At 45.3% G+C, this 19,010-nt stretch carries 22 protein-coding genes; 17 read left to right on the top strand and 5 right to left on the bottom strand.

The features are described 5' to 3' along the window. Positions 1 to 3 precede the first annotated feature (3 nt). The gene (locus AABA75_RS17705) at positions 4 to 474 is read right to left on the bottom strand and encodes a cupin domain-containing protein (protein WP_338294069.1); all 471 of its coding nucleotides are present in this window, start codon (positions 472 to 474) and stop codon (positions 4 to 6) included. Between the two features lie 104 nt (positions 475 to 578). Between AABA75_RS17705 and AABA75_RS17700 the strand changes: the two genes are divergently transcribed. From AABA75_RS17700 to AABA75_RS17635, 14 genes are all read left to right on the top strand, one after another. Continuing rightward, entirely contained in the window at positions 579 to 1,151 is a 573-nt protein-coding gene (locus tag AABA75_RS17700) for a tRNA-(ms[2]io[6]A)-hydroxylase (protein WP_338294880.1), read from the top strand. Between the two features lie 17 nt (positions 1,152 to 1,168). Next, positions 1,169 to 2,374, top strand: coding sequence for a hypothetical protein (locus tag AABA75_RS17695; protein WP_338294068.1), 1,206 nt, complete (start codon positions 1,169 to 1,171; stop codon positions 2,372 to 2,374). 101 nt (positions 2,375 to 2,475) lie between these two features. Continuing rightward, complete coding sequence (locus AABA75_RS17690) at positions 2,476 to 3,411, top strand: SPFH domain-containing protein (RefSeq protein WP_338294067.1); 936 nt, start codon at positions 2,476 to 2,478, stop codon at positions 3,409 to 3,411. 27 nt (positions 3,412 to 3,438) lie between these two features. Continuing rightward, the gene (locus AABA75_RS17685; RefSeq protein ID WP_338294066.1) at positions 3,439 to 3,897 is read left to right on the top strand and encodes an NfeD family protein; all 459 of its coding nucleotides are present in this window, start codon (positions 3,439 to 3,441) and stop codon (positions 3,895 to 3,897) included. Positions 3,898 to 3,949: 52 nt separating this feature from the next. Then, a complete protein-coding gene (locus tag AABA75_RS17680; RefSeq protein ID WP_338294065.1) occupies positions 3,950 to 4,825 on the top strand; it encodes a DMT family transporter in 876 nt (291 codons plus the stop codon). Between the two features lie 37 nt (positions 4,826 to 4,862). After that, a complete protein-coding gene (locus AABA75_RS17675) occupies positions 4,863 to 5,489 on the top strand; it encodes a hypothetical protein (RefSeq protein WP_338294064.1) in 627 nt (208 codons plus the stop codon). A 146-nt stretch (positions 5,490 to 5,635) separates the two neighbouring features. Continuing rightward, the gene (gene rpsF, locus AABA75_RS17670; protein WP_338294063.1) at positions 5,636 to 6,034 is read left to right on the top strand and encodes a 30S ribosomal protein S6; all 399 of its coding nucleotides are present in this window, start codon (positions 5,636 to 5,638) and stop codon (positions 6,032 to 6,034) included. 22 nt (positions 6,035 to 6,056) lie between these two features. Continuing rightward, positions 6,057 to 6,284 (top strand): 30S ribosomal protein S18, encoded by a 228-nt coding sequence (rpsR, locus tag AABA75_RS17665; RefSeq protein WP_229531161.1) that lies wholly within the window; start codon positions 6,057 to 6,059, stop codon positions 6,282 to 6,284. 28 nt (positions 6,285 to 6,312) lie between these two features. Beyond that, complete coding sequence (rplI, locus tag AABA75_RS17660) at positions 6,313 to 6,765, top strand: 50S ribosomal protein L9 (protein ID WP_338294062.1); 453 nt, start codon at positions 6,313 to 6,315, stop codon at positions 6,763 to 6,765. A 250-nt stretch (positions 6,766 to 7,015) separates the two neighbouring features. Further along, positions 7,016 to 7,582 (top strand): RNA polymerase sigma factor, encoded by a 567-nt coding sequence (locus AABA75_RS17655; RefSeq protein WP_425325584.1) that lies wholly within the window; start codon positions 7,016 to 7,018, stop codon positions 7,580 to 7,582. After that, the gene (locus tag AABA75_RS17650; RefSeq protein ID WP_338294061.1) at positions 7,575 to 8,108 is read left to right on the top strand and encodes a hypothetical protein; all 534 of its coding nucleotides are present in this window, start codon (positions 7,575 to 7,577) and stop codon (positions 8,106 to 8,108) included. The genes AABA75_RS17655 and AABA75_RS17650 overlap by 8 nt, the downstream gene beginning before the upstream one ends. Before the next feature lie 63 nt (positions 8,109 to 8,171). Further along, the gene (locus AABA75_RS17645; protein WP_338294060.1) at positions 8,172 to 9,137 is read left to right on the top strand and encodes a DUF4097 family beta strand repeat-containing protein; all 966 of its coding nucleotides are present in this window, start codon (positions 8,172 to 8,174) and stop codon (positions 9,135 to 9,137) included. Between the two features lie 131 nt (positions 9,138 to 9,268). Then, on the top strand, positions 9,269 to 10,681 hold the full coding sequence (gene dnaB / locus AABA75_RS17640) for a replicative DNA helicase (protein WP_338294059.1): 1,413 nt from the start codon (positions 9,269 to 9,271) through the stop codon (positions 10,679 to 10,681). Positions 10,682 to 10,705: 24 nt separating this feature from the next. Beyond that, a complete protein-coding gene (locus AABA75_RS17635) occupies positions 10,706 to 11,227 on the top strand; it encodes a sel1 repeat family protein (protein WP_338294058.1) in 522 nt (173 codons plus the stop codon). A gap of 270 nt (positions 11,228 to 11,497) precedes the next feature. On the opposite strand, the gene AABA75_RS17630 is transcribed toward AABA75_RS17635, so the two are convergent. From AABA75_RS17630 to AABA75_RS17620, 3 genes are all read right to left on the bottom strand, one after another. Further along, positions 11,498 to 11,917 carry a secondary thiamine-phosphate synthase enzyme YjbQ gene (locus tag AABA75_RS17630; RefSeq protein WP_338294057.1) on the bottom strand — a complete coding sequence of 140 codons (420 nt, stop codon included), beginning with the start codon at positions 11,915 to 11,917 and terminating at the stop codon, positions 11,498 to 11,500. Between the two features lie 16 nt (positions 11,918 to 11,933). Continuing rightward, positions 11,934 to 12,398: a chemotaxis protein CheX gene (locus tag AABA75_RS17625; protein ID WP_338294056.1), complete on the bottom strand. Its 465-nt coding sequence runs from the start codon at positions 12,396 to 12,398 to the stop codon at positions 11,934 to 11,936. 133 nt (positions 12,399 to 12,531) lie between these two features. Further along, positions 12,532 to 12,963, bottom strand: a complete 432-nt coding sequence (locus AABA75_RS17620) for a transcriptional repressor (RefSeq protein ID WP_338294055.1) — start codon at positions 12,961 to 12,963, stop codon at positions 12,532 to 12,534. 269 nt (positions 12,964 to 13,232) lie between these two features. Here AABA75_RS17620 and AABA75_RS17615 point away from each other — a divergent pair, with 269 nt between their 5' ends. From AABA75_RS17615 to dusA, 3 genes are all read left to right on the top strand, one after another. Then, positions 13,233 to 14,462: an OmpA family protein gene (locus AABA75_RS17615; RefSeq protein ID WP_338294054.1), complete on the top strand. Its 1,230-nt coding sequence runs from the start codon at positions 13,233 to 13,235 to the stop codon at positions 14,460 to 14,462. A 153-nt stretch (positions 14,463 to 14,615) separates the two neighbouring features. Next, positions 14,616 to 15,686 carry a c-type cytochrome gene (locus AABA75_RS17610; RefSeq protein WP_338294053.1) on the top strand — a complete coding sequence of 357 codons (1,071 nt, stop codon included), beginning with the start codon at positions 14,616 to 14,618 and terminating at the stop codon, positions 15,684 to 15,686. 154 nt (positions 15,687 to 15,840) lie between these two features. After that, positions 15,841 to 16,857 (top strand): tRNA dihydrouridine(20/20a) synthase DusA, encoded by a 1,017-nt coding sequence (gene dusA / locus AABA75_RS17605; RefSeq protein ID WP_338294052.1) that lies wholly within the window; start codon positions 15,841 to 15,843, stop codon positions 16,855 to 16,857. Here the strand turns inward: dusA and nadE are convergent. Further along, positions 16,854 to 18,863 (bottom strand): NAD(+) synthase, encoded by a 2,010-nt coding sequence (nadE, locus tag AABA75_RS17600; protein ID WP_338294051.1) that lies wholly within the window; start codon positions 18,861 to 18,863, stop codon positions 16,854 to 16,856. The two genes, dusA and nadE, sit on opposite strands and share 4 nt — an antisense overlap. Positions 18,864 to 19,010: the final 147 nt, after the last annotated feature.

The following is a 19,010-nucleotide window of genomic DNA, read 5'->3' as shown; positions in this document are numbered from 1 at the left end:
AGCTTAAATAAAGCAGCGATAGTTTTCCGAGTGAGTTTCAAACGCTTGTAAAACCGCCTCATCGTCTTGTAAAAATTGAAAGTCATTAAAGTCAAAACCCGGCGCGACAGTACAGCCAACGAGCGTAAACTTTCCTGTGGATTCTGCTGCCTGATAGTGACCGCCGGGGATAACATGATGGTAATGGCCATTATCTCGACCCAAAAATATCTCATTACATTGATTGTTGTGTAAATCCAGTAACCTCAATGGCGCACCTTCGTAGAAATGCCAGATTTCATCGTGGGCCACTTTGTGAAAGCGACTGATATCCCCCTCGGTCAGTAAAAAGTAAATTTGCGTTACGCTATTGCGAGTTTGTCCGTTTACAGGTGAGGGCACTGTTGTTGTACAGCGATAAGTTTCTTTATACCAACCGCCTTCCGGGTGGGGTATTAAATCGTATTTAGCAATGATTTCTTCGCAACGAGACATAAATTTTAGTTATTAGTTAATAAGGCTACTTACTGTAACTTTTGCTTTTCCTGAGTGCTATGTATAATTCTTCACTTTTTGTGGCCGACGAGATAGTAAAACAGATGTTCGATTTGAAATACAAAACGCCTTTTGCATGGACAGAAGCGGTGTTAGCTGATTTTGATAGTTTTCTTATTGATCATGCGGCGGCAGAAAAAAAAGCATCGGGAATGGCCATGTCGATGTTGTCTCATTATCCGGATAAAGAAAAGCTAGTGAAAGCCATGGTTAATTTGTCCATCGAAGAAATGACCCATTTTCGCCAGGTAATCAAAATTTTGTACAAACGCGGTTTAAACCCAGGTTCTGATACCAAAGATGAATATGTAAATCAGTTTCGCCAGCATTTTCGAAAGGGGACGAGTGAGTACATGTTAGATCGCTTATTGATAGGCGGGATCATTGAAGCGCGGGGGTGTGAGCGTTTTGGCTTGGTGTCGCAAGCGTTGCCAAAAGGACCCATGAAGAACTTTTACCACGCTATCGCTGAGTCGGAAGCGGATCATCAGGATTTATTTGTCGACTTAGCTTTGGAATACTTCCCCAAAGAAATGGTATACCAGCGCCTTGATGAATTATTAGATGCCGAAGCAAATATTATAGCGACTATCCCTCACACTGCCGCATTGCACTAGCTTGCTTGAGCTATTCAGTGTCTGAAAAAGCTATCCAGCAATATCTTACCCGGTTTGCCGAGCCAGAGTCTCGGGCGGTGGTTTGTTTGTTGCGGCAGCAATTCCAATATTGCTTGATCATTCCTGCATATCGGGAATCCCCTGAATTCTTAAAAGCCGTAATTAGCCAATGCCGGGAAAACTCCCTACTCGTGATCCTGGTTATCAATCAACCTGATAATGACAGTGATGTAAGTCCTCAAGTCAACTTGCAACAAGCAGCGCTTGAGGCAGGGGCACTGCTAGCGCAACAGGAGAATCTTTCACTTGTTTCGCTGACTGATACTAACTGTGCCTTGCTGATTATTGACCGCTTTTCCGGAGGCTTAGCTGTTCCTCACAAACAAGGTGTGGGACTGGCACGAAAAATAGCCATGGATGTGGCTGTCGCCGCCATTCAAAGTGGAGCGGTTATCAGTCAGGAAATTTACTCAACTGACGCTGACTCGGTTTTGCCTGCTGATTATTTTAAACCTGAGCATCTTGATCCGGATTGCAGTGCGGGTGTGTTCTGTTTTGAGCATGTCTCTGGAGACAGTGAGTCGGTAAATGTCGCAACTCAGCTGTATCAACAGCGGTTGCAGTACTACGTAGATGGACTGCAATACGCAGGTTCCCCCTATGCGTTTCATACTATTGGTAGCTGCCTGCTGGTGGATATGACAGCTTACTGTAAAGTTCGGGGGTTCCCCACAAGAGCGGCAGGTGAAGATTTTTATTTGCTCAATAAGCTAGCGAAAATCGGCAAGGTCAAAGCGCTGTCGCCTGTTGTTACTATACAATCGCGGATTTCCCAAAGAGTGCCTTTTGGTACCGGACCGGCCGTTGAGCAAATTATATCGGATAAACTCAATGCAGATAGCTATTGTGTTTACGAGCCACAGATATTTGTGCAGTTAAAAGCATTACTTGCCACTCTCAGTGCAACCTCAGTGTCTGATTTGGCGAGCATCGAAAATAGCCTTGTGGTGAATGAACAAAGTAAGGCGTTTTTAGATAGCGCTGGCTTTTTTAATACCTGCGCTAAGTGGCGAAAACAAAATTACACACAACCCCATTTTTTGAAGGCTATCAGCGATTGGTTTGACGCTTTCAGAACGCTAAAATATGTGCATTATTTGCGGGACAACTATTACCCGGATATTCCAATTTCCCAAGCGCTGGCAAAGGCTCCATGGCGCTGAGCAACTCTCGGCAGCGATTATCTAGCTACAAAATTTGACCTGTTCGTTGTTCCTTCTGCTATATTGGAGTCTACTTTACTTGTTGCTCAAGGAATTTATGTATGGATATGGTCTTTGAATACCTGCTAACCCCCCAGATTTTTATTCTGGTTCTGATCATCGTTATATTGCGCTCTTCGATTAAATTCGTGCCCCAGAACCGAGCGTTCATTGTGGAGCGATTTGGCAAGTATCAATCCACCAAAGAAGCGGGTTTGAATTTTATTGTCCCTTTCATTGATAAGGTAGCAGCTAATCGTTCTTTGAAAGAGCAGGCTGTTGATGTTCCTAGCCAGTCAGCCATAACCAAAGACAATATCTCACTTACCGTCGATGGTGTTTTATATTTCCGCGTATTAGATCCTTATAAGGCCACATATGGCGTGGAAGATTACGTATTCGCCGTGACTCAACTTGCGCAAACCACCATGCGTTCAGAATTGGGCAAAATTGAGCTGGATAAAACCTTTGAAGAGCGAGATACCTTGAACGCACGTATCGTGTCGCAGATTAACGAAGCCTCCACACCATGGGGCATTCAGGTGATGCGTTACGAAATTAAAGATATCGTACCACCCGAGTCGGTAATGAATGCCATGGAAGCGCAGATGAAAGCGGAGCGGATGAAGCGGGCACAGATTCTGGAGTCTGAAGGGCAAAGACAATCGGCCATTAATGTCGCCGAGGGGGAAAAACGCTCGCAAATCCTGGCGGCAGAGGGGGAAAAAGCTGAGCAGGTGCTGCGGGCTGAAGGTGAGGCCAAGGCTATTATCGCTGTGGCGGATGCTCAGGCAGCGGCTCTAACAACCGTAGGTGCCGCAGCCAATACCGAAGAGGGGCAAAAAGCGGTTCAACTGGACCTGGCTACGAAAGCCATTGAAGCGAAACAAGCCATTGCCAAAGAGTCGTCAGTGGTGTTGTTACCTGATGGTAGTTCTGATGCCGCTAGTGTCGTGGCTCAGGCGACAGCCATTATTAACACCCTAAATAAACAATAACGGCTAAATTGAAGCAGGAGTATTGCTATGGAATATATGCAAACACATATGGCTGAAACCATGATTGTACTGGGGTTGGCGTTATTGGCTATCGAGATAGCAGTATTGGGCTTTGCGACGTTTTTCTTGTTTTTTGTCGGTTTAGGCGCAGTGGCTACCGGCATTCTGTTTTTGTTAGGCGTGCCGGAAACTCTGGTAAATGCGGTACTGGGCACCGCAATTCTCACCGCTATAAGCGCTGCTGTGTTGTGGCGTCCTTTGAAAGATATGCAACTGAAAACCGAAACTAAAAAAGCCAAAAGCGATTTAATCGATATGGAGTTCGAGTTGTTAGAAGAAGTCGAACCGGGTAAAACCACCCACTTTCGCTTTTCCGGTATTGATTGGCAGCTTAAGTCTGCCACCAAGGAGAAGGCAGGCACTCGGGTAAAGGTCACTGACATTGAAGTGGGTGTCATGCATATTACCGCGGTTGACGAAAATTAAATCAACGCTACAATCCCCGGCCCTGCAATGACTGGATGTTCCGGAGATAATTTTGATTGGTGAGATTGCTGCATTGAGCACGGCCTTATGTTGGGCCGTTGCCTCCCGCATGTTTCAAATCCTGGGGAAAAGCTTCTCCCCATTGGCATTGAATTTTTGGAAAGGCCTGGTTGCCGCCATTGTCCTGTTTGCCGTTACCCAGTTTGTTTACCCTGATTTTACCCTCACCTACAACCAGGTCTTTTGGTTATTGTTAAGCGGTGCAATAGGTATTGGTTTGGGCGATACCTTTTTCTTCCAGGCCCTCAATAAAATTGGTGACAGTCAGGCGATTTTAGTCGCTGAAACACTGGCTCCTATTATTACTGCGCTGTTCGCTATGGCCTGGATCGCCGAATGGCTTACCTGGCAGCAATGGCTGGGTATCGCTGTGGTTATCTTGTCAGTAGACATGGTTATTAAATTGCAGAAAAAACAAAAGGTCGAACACTTTGAAATGACCGGCTATGTCTACGCGGCATTGGCAGCGATTTGCCAGGCTTTTGGAGCCGTGATTAGCCGTGACATACTCACCTCTACCGATATTGACCCGGCGAATGCTAGCCAGATCCGTCTGCTGGGCGGTATGGCGATTATTGTGGTTTTGATGTTGATTAAGAAGGACCGCTGGCTACCCAAAACCGAAAACTTAAAGCAAACCTGGTTGCTGTTTGCCGGTGCCACCATCATAGGGACATTCGCCGCGTTGTTTTTGCAGATGCTGGCATTTACCCATACCAAGGCGGCCATCGTACAAACGCTATTTGCCACTAGTGTGATTTTATCCTTAGGCGTGGCGCGCATCATGGGGGAAAAAATCAGCGGACGCGTGATGCTCTGGTCTTTAGTGGCGCTGGGCGGAGTCGCATTTTTAGTGGCTTTGGAATAAGCTTAACCAATTCATTTTTTAGTTCCAGGAGTATCAAATGGCGTGGCGTAAGCTGGCAAGAGATCATGTCGAGTTGTTTCTCTCCATAGCGGCGCTGGTGACAGCGGTAGCCGCAGTCTTCATAGCTCTGGAACAAACCAAAGTGATGCGCGAAGAGGCGTCATTAGAAAGAGAGCGACAAAAAATTGCGGTGATGCCGTCAGTTTGGGTTTCTACCTTTATCAATACTGCAGACGGTTCGGGTGAATACAAGTTGGTGTTCGCCAATCGTGGTTTGGGGCCTGCAGTCATCGAGCGCTTTGATATTTCAGTGAACGGTAGAGTGGCTAAAAACTGGGATCAGTTAACGCGTATATTGGTACAAGAGTTCGGTGACGATATTGCACTTGATGGACGTGTGGTGCGCTCTGCTCGGTCACCCATATCGGCGGGGATGTTCCTGGAGGCAGGGCACGACACCAGTCCCTTCAGTTTTACCTCAGATGGACAAAAAGATTTATTCAAGCTGTTTGCTGGCAACACTCAGCGCATGGATTTGTCGCTTTGTTACTGTGCTTTGTACGGCAGCTGTTATGTCGCTAAGCTGTTCCGACGTCCGGTTGAAATAGAGCAATGCGAAGCGGACCCACAACCCTTTGTAAGTCATGCGTTCTTTCCAGAATAAGCGATATGCAGCTGTTCAAAAATAAACCTTGCTAATAGCCTGTATTTTCTATAGACTTCGCGCCCTTAAATCAGCCAACTATTTTAGTTCCTTGCCTTCAAGCAGTCCGGCTGTGCTGTACAAGGCCTCAACCGTAAGGAGCAATCATGCGTCATTACGAAATCGTATTTATGGTTCACCCTGATCAGAGTGAACAAGTTCCTGGTATGATCGAGCGTTATACCAACATTTTGACCAACGATGGTGGTCAAATTCACCGTCTGGAAGACTGGGGTCGTCGTCAACTGGCTTACCCAATCGAAAAGCTGCACAAAGCACACTACGTGTTGATCAATGCTGAAGCTACTCCAGAAGCCGTTGAAGAGTTAGAAACTGCTTTCCGTTTTAACGATGTTATTCTTCGCAACATGGTTATGCGTACTAAAGCTGCTGTTACTGAGCCATCTCCAATGGCTAAAGAGCAACAGTCAGAAAGTCGCGAAAGACCTGCGCGTCCTGCTCCTGCTGAAAAAGTAGAAGCTAAAGATAACGCCGAAGAAGCATAAGTTAAAATTAAGGAGACTTATTATGTCTAACTATTTCAGACGTCGTAAATTCTGCCGTTTCACTGCTGAAGGCGTGCAGGAAATTGATTACAAAGACATTTCTTTGTTGAAAAACTACATCACTGAAAGTGGTAAAATCGTGCCTAGCCGTATTACAGGTACTAGCGCTAAATATCAGCGTCAGTTATCTTCTGCGATTAAACGCGCACGTTCATTGGCTTTATTGCCGTACACTGACGGCCACAAGTAATTTTTGGCGAAATTAAAGAGGTAGCAAGATGGAAATCATTCTACTAGATAAGATCGCCAATCTGGGCGGTTTAGGTGACACTGTAAACGTAAAATCTGGTTATGCACGTAACTTCCTTTTCCCTAAGGGTAAGGCTGTTCCTGCAACTAAAGTTAACGTTGAAAAATTCGAAGCACGTCGTGCTGAGCTTGAAGCGAAAATCGCTGCTGAGCTTGATGCTGCTAATGCTAAAGCTGAAAAACTGGCTGAGATTGCTGAAGTAACAATCGCCGCTCCTGCTGGCGATGAAGGCAAGCTGTTCGGTTCTGTTGGTACGCGTGACATTGCTGATGCAATCACTGCTGCTGGCCTTGAAGTAGCTAAAGCTGAAGTTAAGTTGCCTACAGGCACAATCCGCGAAACTGGTGAATTCGAAATCGATATCCAGTTCCACGCTGATGTGACTGCAACTGTTAAACTACAGGTTATCAGAGAAGCGTAATTGCCACTTTGAAGCTTGTTAAAAACCGCTGCCTGGTCAGCGGTTTTTTTATGGGAATAAGAAAATTACTTTAAACGTCTTTATTTTAAACAGGGACGTTTTTCCCAAGTTGTGTACTGAACTTCGCCGTTGCCATTTGGCAGCGGTTTTTTCTTATTTTTCAAAAACTTTTAAAAAATTCAAATTTCCATTTAAACCTTTATCATCTAAGCTGCGTCTTACTCATCAAACAAACCAGATAAAACGAACATTGACGTTGAAAAGCAATATTGTAGATGCTGAGCCAGTGATAATGGAGCAGCGCATGAAAGGTCTAATCGCTTCTGCCCAGCAGGGTGATCGCGCTGCCTATCAGCAAATCTACCAGCAACACATTGGACAAGTGTATGCATTGTGTTATCGCCTTACAGGTGATAAAGACCACGCAGAAGAAGCCGCCCAAGAGGTGTTTATTCAGGTTTGGCAAAAGCTGGATAACTTTAAAGGGGACAGTAAGTTTTCTACCTGGTTACACAGCGTCACCTCCAATGTCGCCATTTCTTATCTGCGTAAGCAAAAGGGCTGGTTGCAAAAAATGTTCAATCTGGAAGACAGCGCAGTGGCAGATATGCCAAGCGAAGGGTTAACTGGCGAAATTGATTTGGATGCCATCATTATTCGCCTGCCAGAGCGCGCCAGAATCGTATTTGTATTGCATGCAATTGAAGGTTATCGCCACGAAGAAATTGCACAGAGAATGAATATTGCGGTTGGCTCTAGCAAGGCACAATTTCACCGAGCCAAGCAATTGATGAAAGACTGGATGGGTTATGAGTAACAAAGATTTTGAGCAAACTTTACAGGACAAAATACAGTCCTTACCCACTGAGATGCAGCCGGAAAAGGACTTGTGGCAAGGGATTGATATTGCCTTAACATCTGCAGAAAAGGTGGCTGCAAAAAACGACAATGACGCCACTACCGGGCAAGTTATTAGTTTGTCTCAGTGGTTTCCTGCTAAGCCCATGGCGTTGGCGGCAAGTTTGGTATTGGTTGCACTTATCGGTTGGAACGGATTACAGAAAACGTCGAGTAACGAGGTGAGTTCGTCGCTGGTGGCGAGGATGATGGAACAACATGATGAGCAAAAGTCGGTATTGTTGGCTTCGATGTCTGAATCACCGGAGTTAACGGATAACTGGCAAGCTCAGTTGCAAGAGTTAGAACAGGCTGCCACTGCAATCGAAGCAGCGCTGGAGAATGAACCTAATAACATTACCTTGCTTAAGATGTTACAACAGGTGCATCAGCAGCAGCTTGAATTGATCGAAAGAGTACACGCGCCAGTTTGGCAGCAAATTTAAGGTTTGATAGATTTGTTAATTGACAGATCTCACGTTTTTACCCCTGAGAAGAGAAGGTAGATTATGAAGTACAAATTACTGAGTCCCCTATTGGCGCTTGTGATGACGATTTCCTTACCCCTGGTAGCAGGAGAAAAGGTTAATGAAACCTTACAAGTGAAGGACGATATCGATGTGGAAATTGAGCATGTTAATGGCAATGTCGATATACGAGGTTGGGATAAAGCGGAAGTGAGAGTAAAAGGTGAACTGGACGAAAAAGCAGAAGAGTTTATCTTTGAAGAGCGTAACGGACGCATTCTTATCCAGGTGAAGATCCCCAAAAATCGCGGTGGCAATTGGGGCTCTGGTGGTCGAGGCGACAATCTGGAAATCTTCGTACCCATTAAAAGCCATGTTACTTACAGTGGTGTTAATGCCGATGCTGAGATCAGTAAACTTGAGCGTGGACTAGACGCCAATACGGTTAATGGCAACATAGAAGCCGAAGATATTAGTGGCCGTATAGGGTTGCAGTCGGTTAACGGCAAAATCGAAGGGGATAACCTGGCTGGTGATATTGATATGGAAACCGTGAATGGCAAAATCCGTGACCGTAACTCTAGCGGTAAGAAGCTCAGCTTAGGATCTGTTAATGGCAACATCGAAAGTCGCAGCAATATCAAGGACGTGAGTGTTGAAACAGTTAATGGCGGCATTGAACTACAACTTGCGGAGGTTGATTCACTGCGGATGGACTCAGTAAATGGTGAAATGGATGTGAGCCTGACGCTTATGGAACGCGGTGAAATCGAGGGGGCAACGGTTTCAGGACGTATTTACCTGGAAGTGCAAAAAAATGTATCAGCGTCGTTTGATATTACCGGGCATGCCGGTGGTAATATCGTCAATCGCATCACAGATGACCGTATGCAAAAAGCCAAATACGGCCCCGGTCGCTGGTTAGAGTTTGCGGTAAATGGCGGCAAAGCAAAAGTGGAACTGTCCACAGTGAGTGGCCGCATTGTTCTGGATACACAAAAGAACTAAGCCGAGTGCTATTCCGTGATAGAGCCGACCATTGAGTCGGCTTTTTTCGTTGGCACTATGCTTTGGACACTAGCAGGCGAAGACAGAATAAGTGATAATGATCCCATTCAATCAGGTGATGTAGGTATATAGTGAAAGCTGTCGGTGGACGCGGCGAGTCAGCGCGCGAAAAAGATGCCAAAGTTGAGAAACTCAAAACGCCCCCTCATTCCATTGAGGCGGAGCAGTCAGTATTGGGTAGTATGCTTATTGCGCCCGATTCATGGGATCGCGTTGCTGAAATTGTCATCCAGGAAGATTTCTACAACCGCTCTCATCAGATTATCTATGCCGCTATCATCCGTTTGCTGGAAAAATCCAAACCCGTAGATTTAATTACCGTCTCCGAAGACTTAGAGCACCGAGACGAGCTGGAAGATGCAGGCGGTTTTGCCTATTTGGCTGAGCTGGCGAAAAACACTCCAAGTGCCGCTAATGTGGTGGCTTATGCCAACATCATCAAAGAACGGGCGATTCGCCGCGAACTTATCGGTGCGGCTAATGATATTGCGGAAACCAGTTACTATCCTGAAGGGTTAGAGTCTTCAGAGATTCTGGATCAGGCGGAAAACAAGGTTTTCCAGATTGCAGAAAAGCGCACCAGCCAAAGTGAAGGTCCACAAGATGTTAATTCTGTGCTCAAAGCCACTATCGACCGTTTGGATACCCTGAATAAGCAGGGCGCTGATATTACTGGGGTATCTACAGGTTATGCCGATTTGGACAAGATGACCAGTGGTTTGCAGCGCTCTGATTTGATTATTGTCGCTGCACGTCCTTCTATGGGTAAAACCACTTTTGCCATGAACTTGTGTGAAAACGCCATGATGGGCTCGGATAAACCTGTGTTGGTATATAGTCTTGAGATGCCCTCAGAACAGATCATGATGAGGATGCTCGCTTCCTTGAGCCGGGTGGATCAGACCCGTGTCAGAACCGCTCAGTTAGAAGATGAAGACTGGGCACGAATTTCAAATACCGTTAAACAGCTGGATGAAAAGAACAACCTCTTTATTGATGACTCCTCCGGTTTGACACCAATGGAAGTCCGCTCTCGCGCCAGAAAAATCCATCGCGATCACGGCGGTCTTAGCCTGATCATGGTGGACTATTTGCAGTTAATGCGTGCTCCCGCTTTCTCGGATAATCGTACTTTGGAAATTGCCGAGATATCACGTTCTCTTAAAGCGTTAGCGAAAGAGCTGGAAGTTCCGGTTATTGCACTGTCTCAGCTTAACCGTAGTTTGGAACAAAGAGCTGATAAACGTCCCATCAACTCAGATTTGAGGGAATCCGGCTCTATTGAGCAGGATGCCGATTTGATCATGTTTATTTATCGTGATGAGGTGTATAACGAGAATTCGCCAGATAAAGGCGTTGCTGAAGTTATCATAGGTAAGCAAAGGAATGGTCCTATCGGTTCTGTCAGACTCACATTCCAGGGCAAGTTTTCTCGCTTTGACAATTATACCCCGGTGGTTGCGACAGATTTCCCACAAGAATAAAACACTTTTTAAACAAGGAAGGTTATGAACATATTACCTAGAGCTTTGTTGGTCGTCATGGCTTTTGCGGTAATGTCTGCTTGTAAAAGCACTGGCATTGAACAGCAATCTTCAAAAACATTGTTTCTGCAAGAGCGACTCGGTATTAAGAAATATAATGCCGGTGAATATCAAGAGTCTTTCGAGTTGTTAAGTGAAACCGCTACATGGGGTCTCAAAGAGTCTCAGTACTTTTTGGCTTTTATGTTTATGAAAGGGCAGCATGTACAACAATCTTCTGTGTTGGGAATGGCTTGGTTAGCAGTAGCAAATGAAGTTAAACGAGATGACTGGCAGCAGCAATACGACACCTTTTATAACGCAGCATCAGCACCGTTGCAGACGCGTATTGATGCGAAAAAAGCGGAATATATCGCTAAGTTCGGCTTAAAGGCACAAAACATGACGTGCGCAGAACAGATCCAAACCTACTCGATTAAGCGTAAGGTACGCTGTAGTAAAGGACCGGGGGTGACTAAACGCTACTTTGTAGAGTTGAGCGAATGATACCAATTAGTATTAATATTTGCTCTACTCAGTGGGAATTGAAACGCATTTAGACAAGGCGGATGTTTGATGATCTAGTGGGGCTAAATCGAAAACATCCAACACCGTATAAATGCGTTTCAAACCCATCGAAGACGTGCCTCAGGGACATTATTTCTTTGTTGCGCGAAGTTCATAAGACCACCAGTATTCTTTCATTCGCACGCCTCGAACTAATGCCCCTGAGGCTGCGCTGAGCGATCATATATTAATACTAATTGGTATGCCTGCTCATTCACCCTGCAGCGTGACTTGAACGTTGCGCTGCCCGCCATGGTCTCTATGCTCTCCTAGATAAATCCCTTGCCAGGTACCTAAGGCAAGCCGACCTTTGCTGATGGGGATTGCGAGGCTGACACCGAAAAGACAGGATTTTATATGCGCAGGCATATCATCGGGGCCTTCATAAGTGTGTTGATAATAGGGGGCATTCTCGGGAACAATTTTGTTGAGATGAGATTCCATATCACTGCGCACAGTAGGGTCAGCGTTTTCGTTTATGGTTAAACTGGCACTGGTGTGCTGTAAGAATAAATGGCACAAACCAATGTTGATGCTTGATAGTTCGGGAAGGGCATCAAGGATTTCATCGGTAATTAGATGAAACCCTCTATTTCGGGCCTTTAAACGGATATTTTTTTGTTGCCACATAGAGCCGCTTGCCGGCTTACTTGTCGAAACAAATTTCGATGTAGGCTTTTCCGCCTTCCGCTTTGAAAGGCAATATCATTTTGTGGCCACTGACTTTGTGGTTGATGGTGTGTTCTTTGCCAGACACCACAACGGGTGTTGCCATACCCACATCATAACCTTTTTTAGCCAGCTCCTTTTTGGCTCCGCCAGCCACCATGTTGGTAATTTCACCCACCATATCGTTGACTTCGTCATCAAGTGAGTCAGGTCTTTCGCCCAACATCCCTTCCATAACTTGCAACGCTAAACCTTCTTCGAAGGTAATCGACATCGAGCCCGCAATATTAGAGCCCACCATACCGATAAGGCCAGATACATCACCTCTGGCTTTAGAGTCGGCCTTTTTTTGAGGCTTTCCGATTTGCAATTCGATTTGAGCCATCGTTTTTAACACATTTACTAATGAGATGATAAATGGGTTAACGAATTCCGCATTCATTATTTAAAAACTTCCAAAGTTAATTCTATTTTTTCTTTGCTAGTCATAAGCTTAGCAAAGAAATTAAGAGATTTATCGAAAAATATCTAAATGGTCGTTAAGCTGCTTGAAACTAAGTATCAGAAGTAGCAGTTTATTGACACTGTGCACACAAACCGTGTGCTTCAATTGTTTGTTTTTTTACTTTAAAGCCAAGATTGGTGGCTTGTTCTTCAAGCTGCTCTTTTAGACCTGCAGATTGTATTTCCTGCACGATTCCACAAGATTCACAAATTAAGAACTGTACAGGATGGTGACAGTCAAAATGATGGCAAGCAATAAAGGTGTTATCTGATTCTACTTTGTGAACCAGCCCCATCTCCAATAGAAAGTCTAAAGAGCGATAGACGGTCGCAGGTTTGGCAGAGTCTTCGGTGGCTTTTAGTAGATCCAACAAATCATACGCGCCAACGGCGCCCTGTTTTTCCAACATCAGCGCGTACACTTTTTCTCTCAATGAGGTAAATCGCACACCTTTGGCTTCGCAATAGGCTTTTGCTTTATCTAAAATCGCTTCCTGACTCATGGCACTTCAAAAATACAACAAACGGCGAGATTGTACCACAATGTTTAGCCGGGTGAGGAAGTCTTGTTGTATTTTTATTTTTCATCACCAGAAAAACAAAAATAATGGCAAAAAGTATTGAGAATGAGTGACTTTGGTAGCTATGTTGGTGTCAATACAACAATTAGTGAGAATTATTGCTCAGCAAGGCTGAATTAATTTTATCACACTATATACTATGCCTAAATGGCAAGAATTTTTTGAACACATATATCTGGAGCAAATTGCATATGGAGCGCCTTTTTAAACACTCTCTCGTTCTAACCAGCTTGTTGTCCCTTGGTTTGTATACGACTCAAACAAGCGCTGTCGAATCTTGTTTTGATACCGACACAAAATGCTCTCCGCAATTGGGATGGTACATTGGTGGCGAATTTGGAAAAAGTGTTAGCGATTTTGACAAAGAGCGCTTTTTAAGCACTGCCGACGACGCTGGATTACAGATTAATTCCTTTAGTTTCGACGATTCGGATTTGTCTCATGGGTTGTTATTTGGTTACCAGGTTAATCCGAATTTTGCGCTGGAAGTTGGCTATCGCGATTTGGGTGATTACACATCCACGTTTACTGGCTTCACTACCGATACCGCAGAGTTTCTGCAAGATGCCTCGGCTCAGGTTCCCGAGTCTGGAGAAGGCCTAACAGCGGGTATCGTGCTTTCATTACCTTTTGACATAATGAAACTTTCAGCCAAAGTAGGATTCTGGGAGTGGGACAATGACATTGACTCCACGCCTTTCTCTTCTGTGGTGTCTGATTCCGGTACCGATATGTACTATGGCGCTGAAGTGAGTTATCAGGTAACCGAGAAAATGCAAGCTTACCTGGCTGCCGTTCGCTATGAGTTTGATCGCGATAAATCAGATAACGTCACTTTGGGCTTGCGTTATTTCTTTGATACCAGTGCTCCGAAAAAAGCCACAAAACCTGCACTGCGTCCAGCTCCTCAGCCGGCACCAGCACCGGTAAAAATGGCGGACTCTGGTCCTGTAGACAGCGATAAAGATGGTGTTTATGACGATAAAGACGCTTGTCCGGGAACGCCGCAGAGTCACGCTGTCGATAGCAAAGGTTGTACACTTTACGAAGCGGTAGACTATCAGCACCAGCTCATTGTTTATTACGCCAACAACAGTGATGTGATCACTTCTGATTACAATAGCAAGATAAAAGAGTTGGTTGATTTCGCTCGTGATAATGGCATTAAGTATTTACAGATTATCGGTCATACCTCTGCGCCAGGTACTGATGAATACAATATGGGCTTATCTAAACGCCGTGCCGAGTCCCTTAAGAAGATACTTGTGGATAAGTACGGTTTTGCTGCCAATCAGATTGAAACAGTTGGCAAAGGGGAAACCGAGCTCGCCGTGCAAGGTAATGGTGAGTCTGCTCACAGTAAAAATCGTCGTATTGTAGTGAACTTATCAGCAACGGGTAAAAATCCCAAGATGAGATAAGGTTCGAGTCCTCGTATTGAACAAAAAGCCGCGCATTTCCGCGGCTTTTTTGTGATATTTTGACTGGTCCTGAAATAGCTGGAAACAATCAAAGTTTTCGGTTTTATGCCAGAATGATAAAGTAATCATACTAAGGATAATCTGAATCTCAATATGAAAACCTGCCTGTTTACCGCGTTACTATTCGTGCAGCTTGCAGCGCTGCCAATTTTCGCTACAACTTATGAAAAACAAGGGCCTCCACGCAAGTTAACCAGCGAACAAGCTGAACGTGCTGAGCAGAATTACCAAAAATATTGCAGCTTATGTCATGGTAAGGACAGAGAGGGGCATGCTAACGATCACGCTCCCTCATTGCGCAGTAAGAGTTTGATGGAGTCTGGTATTCCCCACGGCGTGTTACGGCCTTTAAATTATGGAAGAGAAGGCACGGCAATGGCGGGCTATCTCGATGAGGTGGGGGGACCACTGACACTAGACGAAGCCTGGGATTTAACCTATTGGCTATTTTGGGAGTCGGGTGCTGAACGCATTAAACTCAGCGAGGATAAGGTTTCCGGTGATGTTAAAGCGGGTGAGCAGATTTATCAGCAGCAGTGCGCGTCTTGCCATGGTAAAAATGGCGAGGGCATTACCGCACCGACCTTAGGTAACCAGTCCTTTTTGGCTCACAATAAAGACGAATTTATTCGTTACGCCATTGAGCAGGGCCGACAAGGCACACCGATGCCAGCCTTTGGGGATTTGCTATCAGATCGCGAATTAGACGATGTTACGGCGTTTATTCGAAGTAAAGCCAGTGGTTGGACTCAGGAAAAAATGCCACTGAGGCCTATCCCTACACCTGATCAATATGTACTCAATAAAGAGAGTGACAATCCCGAATGGGAGCTTAAAGATGGTCAATTCATCGACTCTGAACAGCTCTATCAAGCTATGCAGAGTAAAGCCAAAATGGTAATCCTCGATACCAGGGTACCCTCTGTATGGCAAAGAGCACACATAGAGGGCTCTATTCCTTTTCCGTATTACACGGACCTTGAGCAAAAAGTACAAGATTTGCCGAGAGATGCTCAAATTGTCGCTTATTGTTCTTGTCCGAGAGCGGCTTCGGTTTATCTGGTTGATCAGCTAAAAGACATGGGCTTTGATAATACTGCAGTATTGTACGAAGGGATTTTTGGCTGGATGAATAAAGGTTATCCAGTGACTCGTTCTGATTGATACTAACGCCGTTCGAATGTCTATAAACAGTGTTAAAGGCTCGACATTGGTCGGGCCCGCTTTTTATTAGTTGAGACAAGGCTACGAATTTTTGCGCATACCTGTCCATTTGTTGTACACTTCGCGCCCATTTTTAAACTGGATATGAAGTTTCATGGCACCGACCGATATTAATACTGCGCGCAAGTTCTCCGTGGCCCCCATGCTGGACTGGACAGACCGTCATTGCCGCTATTTTTATCGCTTGATGAGTAAAAACGTTCTGTTGTATACCGAAATGGTGACCACCGGAGCGATCATTTTTGGCAAAGGCGATTATCTGGGCTTCAACCAAGAAGAACACCCGGTTGCACTGCAACTGGGCGGCTCGAATGCTGAGGACATGGCTCGCTGCGCTGAACAAGCGCAAGCGCTGGGATACGATGAAGTCAACATCAACGTAGGTTGCCCTTCAGATCGGGTAAAAAATGGCAGTTTTGGCGCCTGTTTAATGGCGGAGCCGGATGTTGTTGCTGCCAGTGTGCAACAGATGCAAAAAGCAGTGGATATTCCGGTTACAGTGAAGTCTCGTATTGGCATCGATGATATGGATGAATATGAGGACCTGACCAGGTTTATTAAAACCGTTGCTGACGCTGGTTGTGAGCATTTTATCGTGCATGCCCGAAAAGCGTGGTTGCAAGGACTGAGTCCGAAGGAAAATAGAGAAATCCCACCACTTAAATACGAGCGTGTTTATCAGCTAAAACAAGAGTTTCCGCAGCTGCATATCAGTATCAATGGCGGTATCAAAACACTCAGTGATGTTAAAACTCATCTGGATTACACTGATGGCGTGATGATGGGGCGCGAAGTGTACAGTAACCCGTGGATATTAACTCAGGTAGAAGCTGAACTGTTTAATCTGCAAACATCCTTTAGCCGAGAAGATATTGTTACACTGATGATACCCTATGTTGAACGACACATTGCTGGTGGTGGCCGAGCCTGGCACGTCATCAGACACATGCTTGGATTGTATCAGGGCGAGCCCGCCTCTCGGATCTGGCGACGCTATTTGAGTGAGAATGCTATTAAACCCGGTACTCAGGCAAGCGTGCTCAATGAGGCAGTTGATGCCATGATGACTACCCGAGCGAAGCTGAAATCCAGGGAAGAATATCTAAGCTAGAGTCTGCCCCCAAGAGCTAATCGCTCTTGGTAGCTATCCATCGCAAGTACTTTTTGTTTAAGCGCTAAATAATTGGGGCTTTGCCATTGGGGAAGTTGACTTTCCCTGATATCAAAACCATAAGCTGAAGGGCTTGTCAGAATAATGGGCGGAGCCTGAATACGCTTAAACACACTTTTGCGAATCGCTTCGTAAAACCATTCCAAATCCGTGATAAAAGTCTCAGGATCTTTCAGCCCCCAACGCTGTAATAAGGCTTCTGCAACGTTTAGGTGTTTGGCTAACGTACCTTCCAGATACCAACTCATCACTTCTTCTGCTGTAACTTTCTTAAAAGAGGTTGCAGCCTCTAAAAGGGCGCAGTGATAGCCAAATTTCATAGGGTCGACTTGTGCATCGCGCAATTCTGCACTAGGAGCAATGTCGTCGCTACCAAAACGGAAAAGCTCATCAGGTAGCATGGTTTCCGGCAGTACTTCTTCTTTGAATATTTCGCTATTTAAAAAACGCACCATGGCAAATACTTCGGCTTTGGTCAGATCGCCTATCGGAGCGATAACACCGCCGACATCACCGTATAAGGTGGCGTAACCCAGCGCAATTTCCACTTTATTACCATTATTGGTGAACATACGCCCATAGCGGCCAGCAATATTTGACAGGATGCTGGTACCTCTTATTTTGGCTTGAATGTTTTCATCGGATAGTTTGCGCATCCACTGCGGTGAGGGGCAGCTCTCGTCCAATTTTCCAAACACTTCCATCTGCTCTTGTACTAGTGACTCAATGGGTACAACCAAGTGTTTTACGCCCAATTTCTCGCTGATAAATGCTGCCGCATTTTTGGTTTTTTCCGAGTTGTACTGGCTTGGCATGTTCACTGTCCAGACACTATCCGCACCAAATGCCTGTTTTAATAAAGCGGCTACCAGCGCACTATCCACGCCGCCACTTAAGCCAATCACAAACTTAGGGGGCTCTTGCCAGCCCAATAATTCCGGAATATGGCGAAGACCAGTCACAATAGCATGATACTTTTGTGCAATTCGGGCGCTGCTTCCACGCTGAGCTGTAACCTTGTCAATCTTCTGGTGGTCAAGCACTAACAGGTCCTGTTGAAAAGGCTTAATACTCTCCCGGACAAGCTCTCCTTTGCGATTGTAGGCAGAGCTGTCCCCGTCGAAGGTGACGATGTTTTTACCGTTATTTTGCGCGCCAACGTTATTAGCATAATAAAAAGGCACAAAAGACAAATCTGCTTGCTCAATTTCCGCTTTGAGAAACTTAATACGACGGTCGCGCGCATCGTTCTTGTGGAATGTCCAAGGTGATGCGGAGATATTCACCAGCAAGTCAGCACCATTTTGAATTAAATATTTGGAGACGTTGATACTTTCCCCCTGAATGCGGTAATCCTTGCACCAGAGATCTTCGCATACCTGAACGCCTAATTTTATTGGGCCGTCAGAAGTATCAATCAAAAATGGCTGAGCTAATGATGAAACCGGGACGGAAAAATCTTGCGCCACATCGGCCAGCGAAAAGAAATAGCGTTGATCATCAAAAAAGCGGTAGTTTGGAAGTAGAGTTTTAGGGTGAACTCCATCAGGTAGAAGAAAGTCGACACTTTCTGAACGTTGAGCATAGGCGCCGTCATGCATTACGTAAGCGGCATTGTATAGTCGAGTGCGGCCATCTTTATTGGGATGAAACCCGCCAGAATCTGTTGCCGGGACTTCATAAATGTTGCCAAAAACTAACGTCAGCCCCTTACTTGCCTCTAACAATGGTGCATTTAAGTGCATTAAGTCACGACAGAATTGCCGATTTAACCATTGGTCACTCAGCAGATAGCCACTTAAACACAGTTCTGGGAACACCACAATTTCAGCGTTTTGCTGCCGGGCGCTCTCTATCATGTTGAGCATCGTTTCGAGGTTTTTTTCAGGGTTCATGGGAACCACATGCATTTGTGCCAGAGCTATTTTCATCGCTGCTACAGTCAAGTTTTACTGCCAATATTGTCCGGTGATGACATGGTTTTGTAAAGGAGTTCTCATGAGTTGGCGAATTTAACCAACTCCCTGGTTAATTTTCCTAATGTTTAACCAGGCAAAGCATCACCGTGATATAGCTAAAATATTTTCAAAAAA

The sequence above is a fragment of the Planctobacterium marinum genome, assembly GCF_036322805.1.
Classification (GTDB): domain Bacteria; phylum Pseudomonadota; class Gammaproteobacteria; order Enterobacterales; family Alteromonadaceae; genus Planctobacterium; species Planctobacterium marinum_A.
The sequence above is the reverse complement of the archived record's forward strand: the minus strand, read 5'-3'. Positions and strand labels throughout refer to the sequence as shown.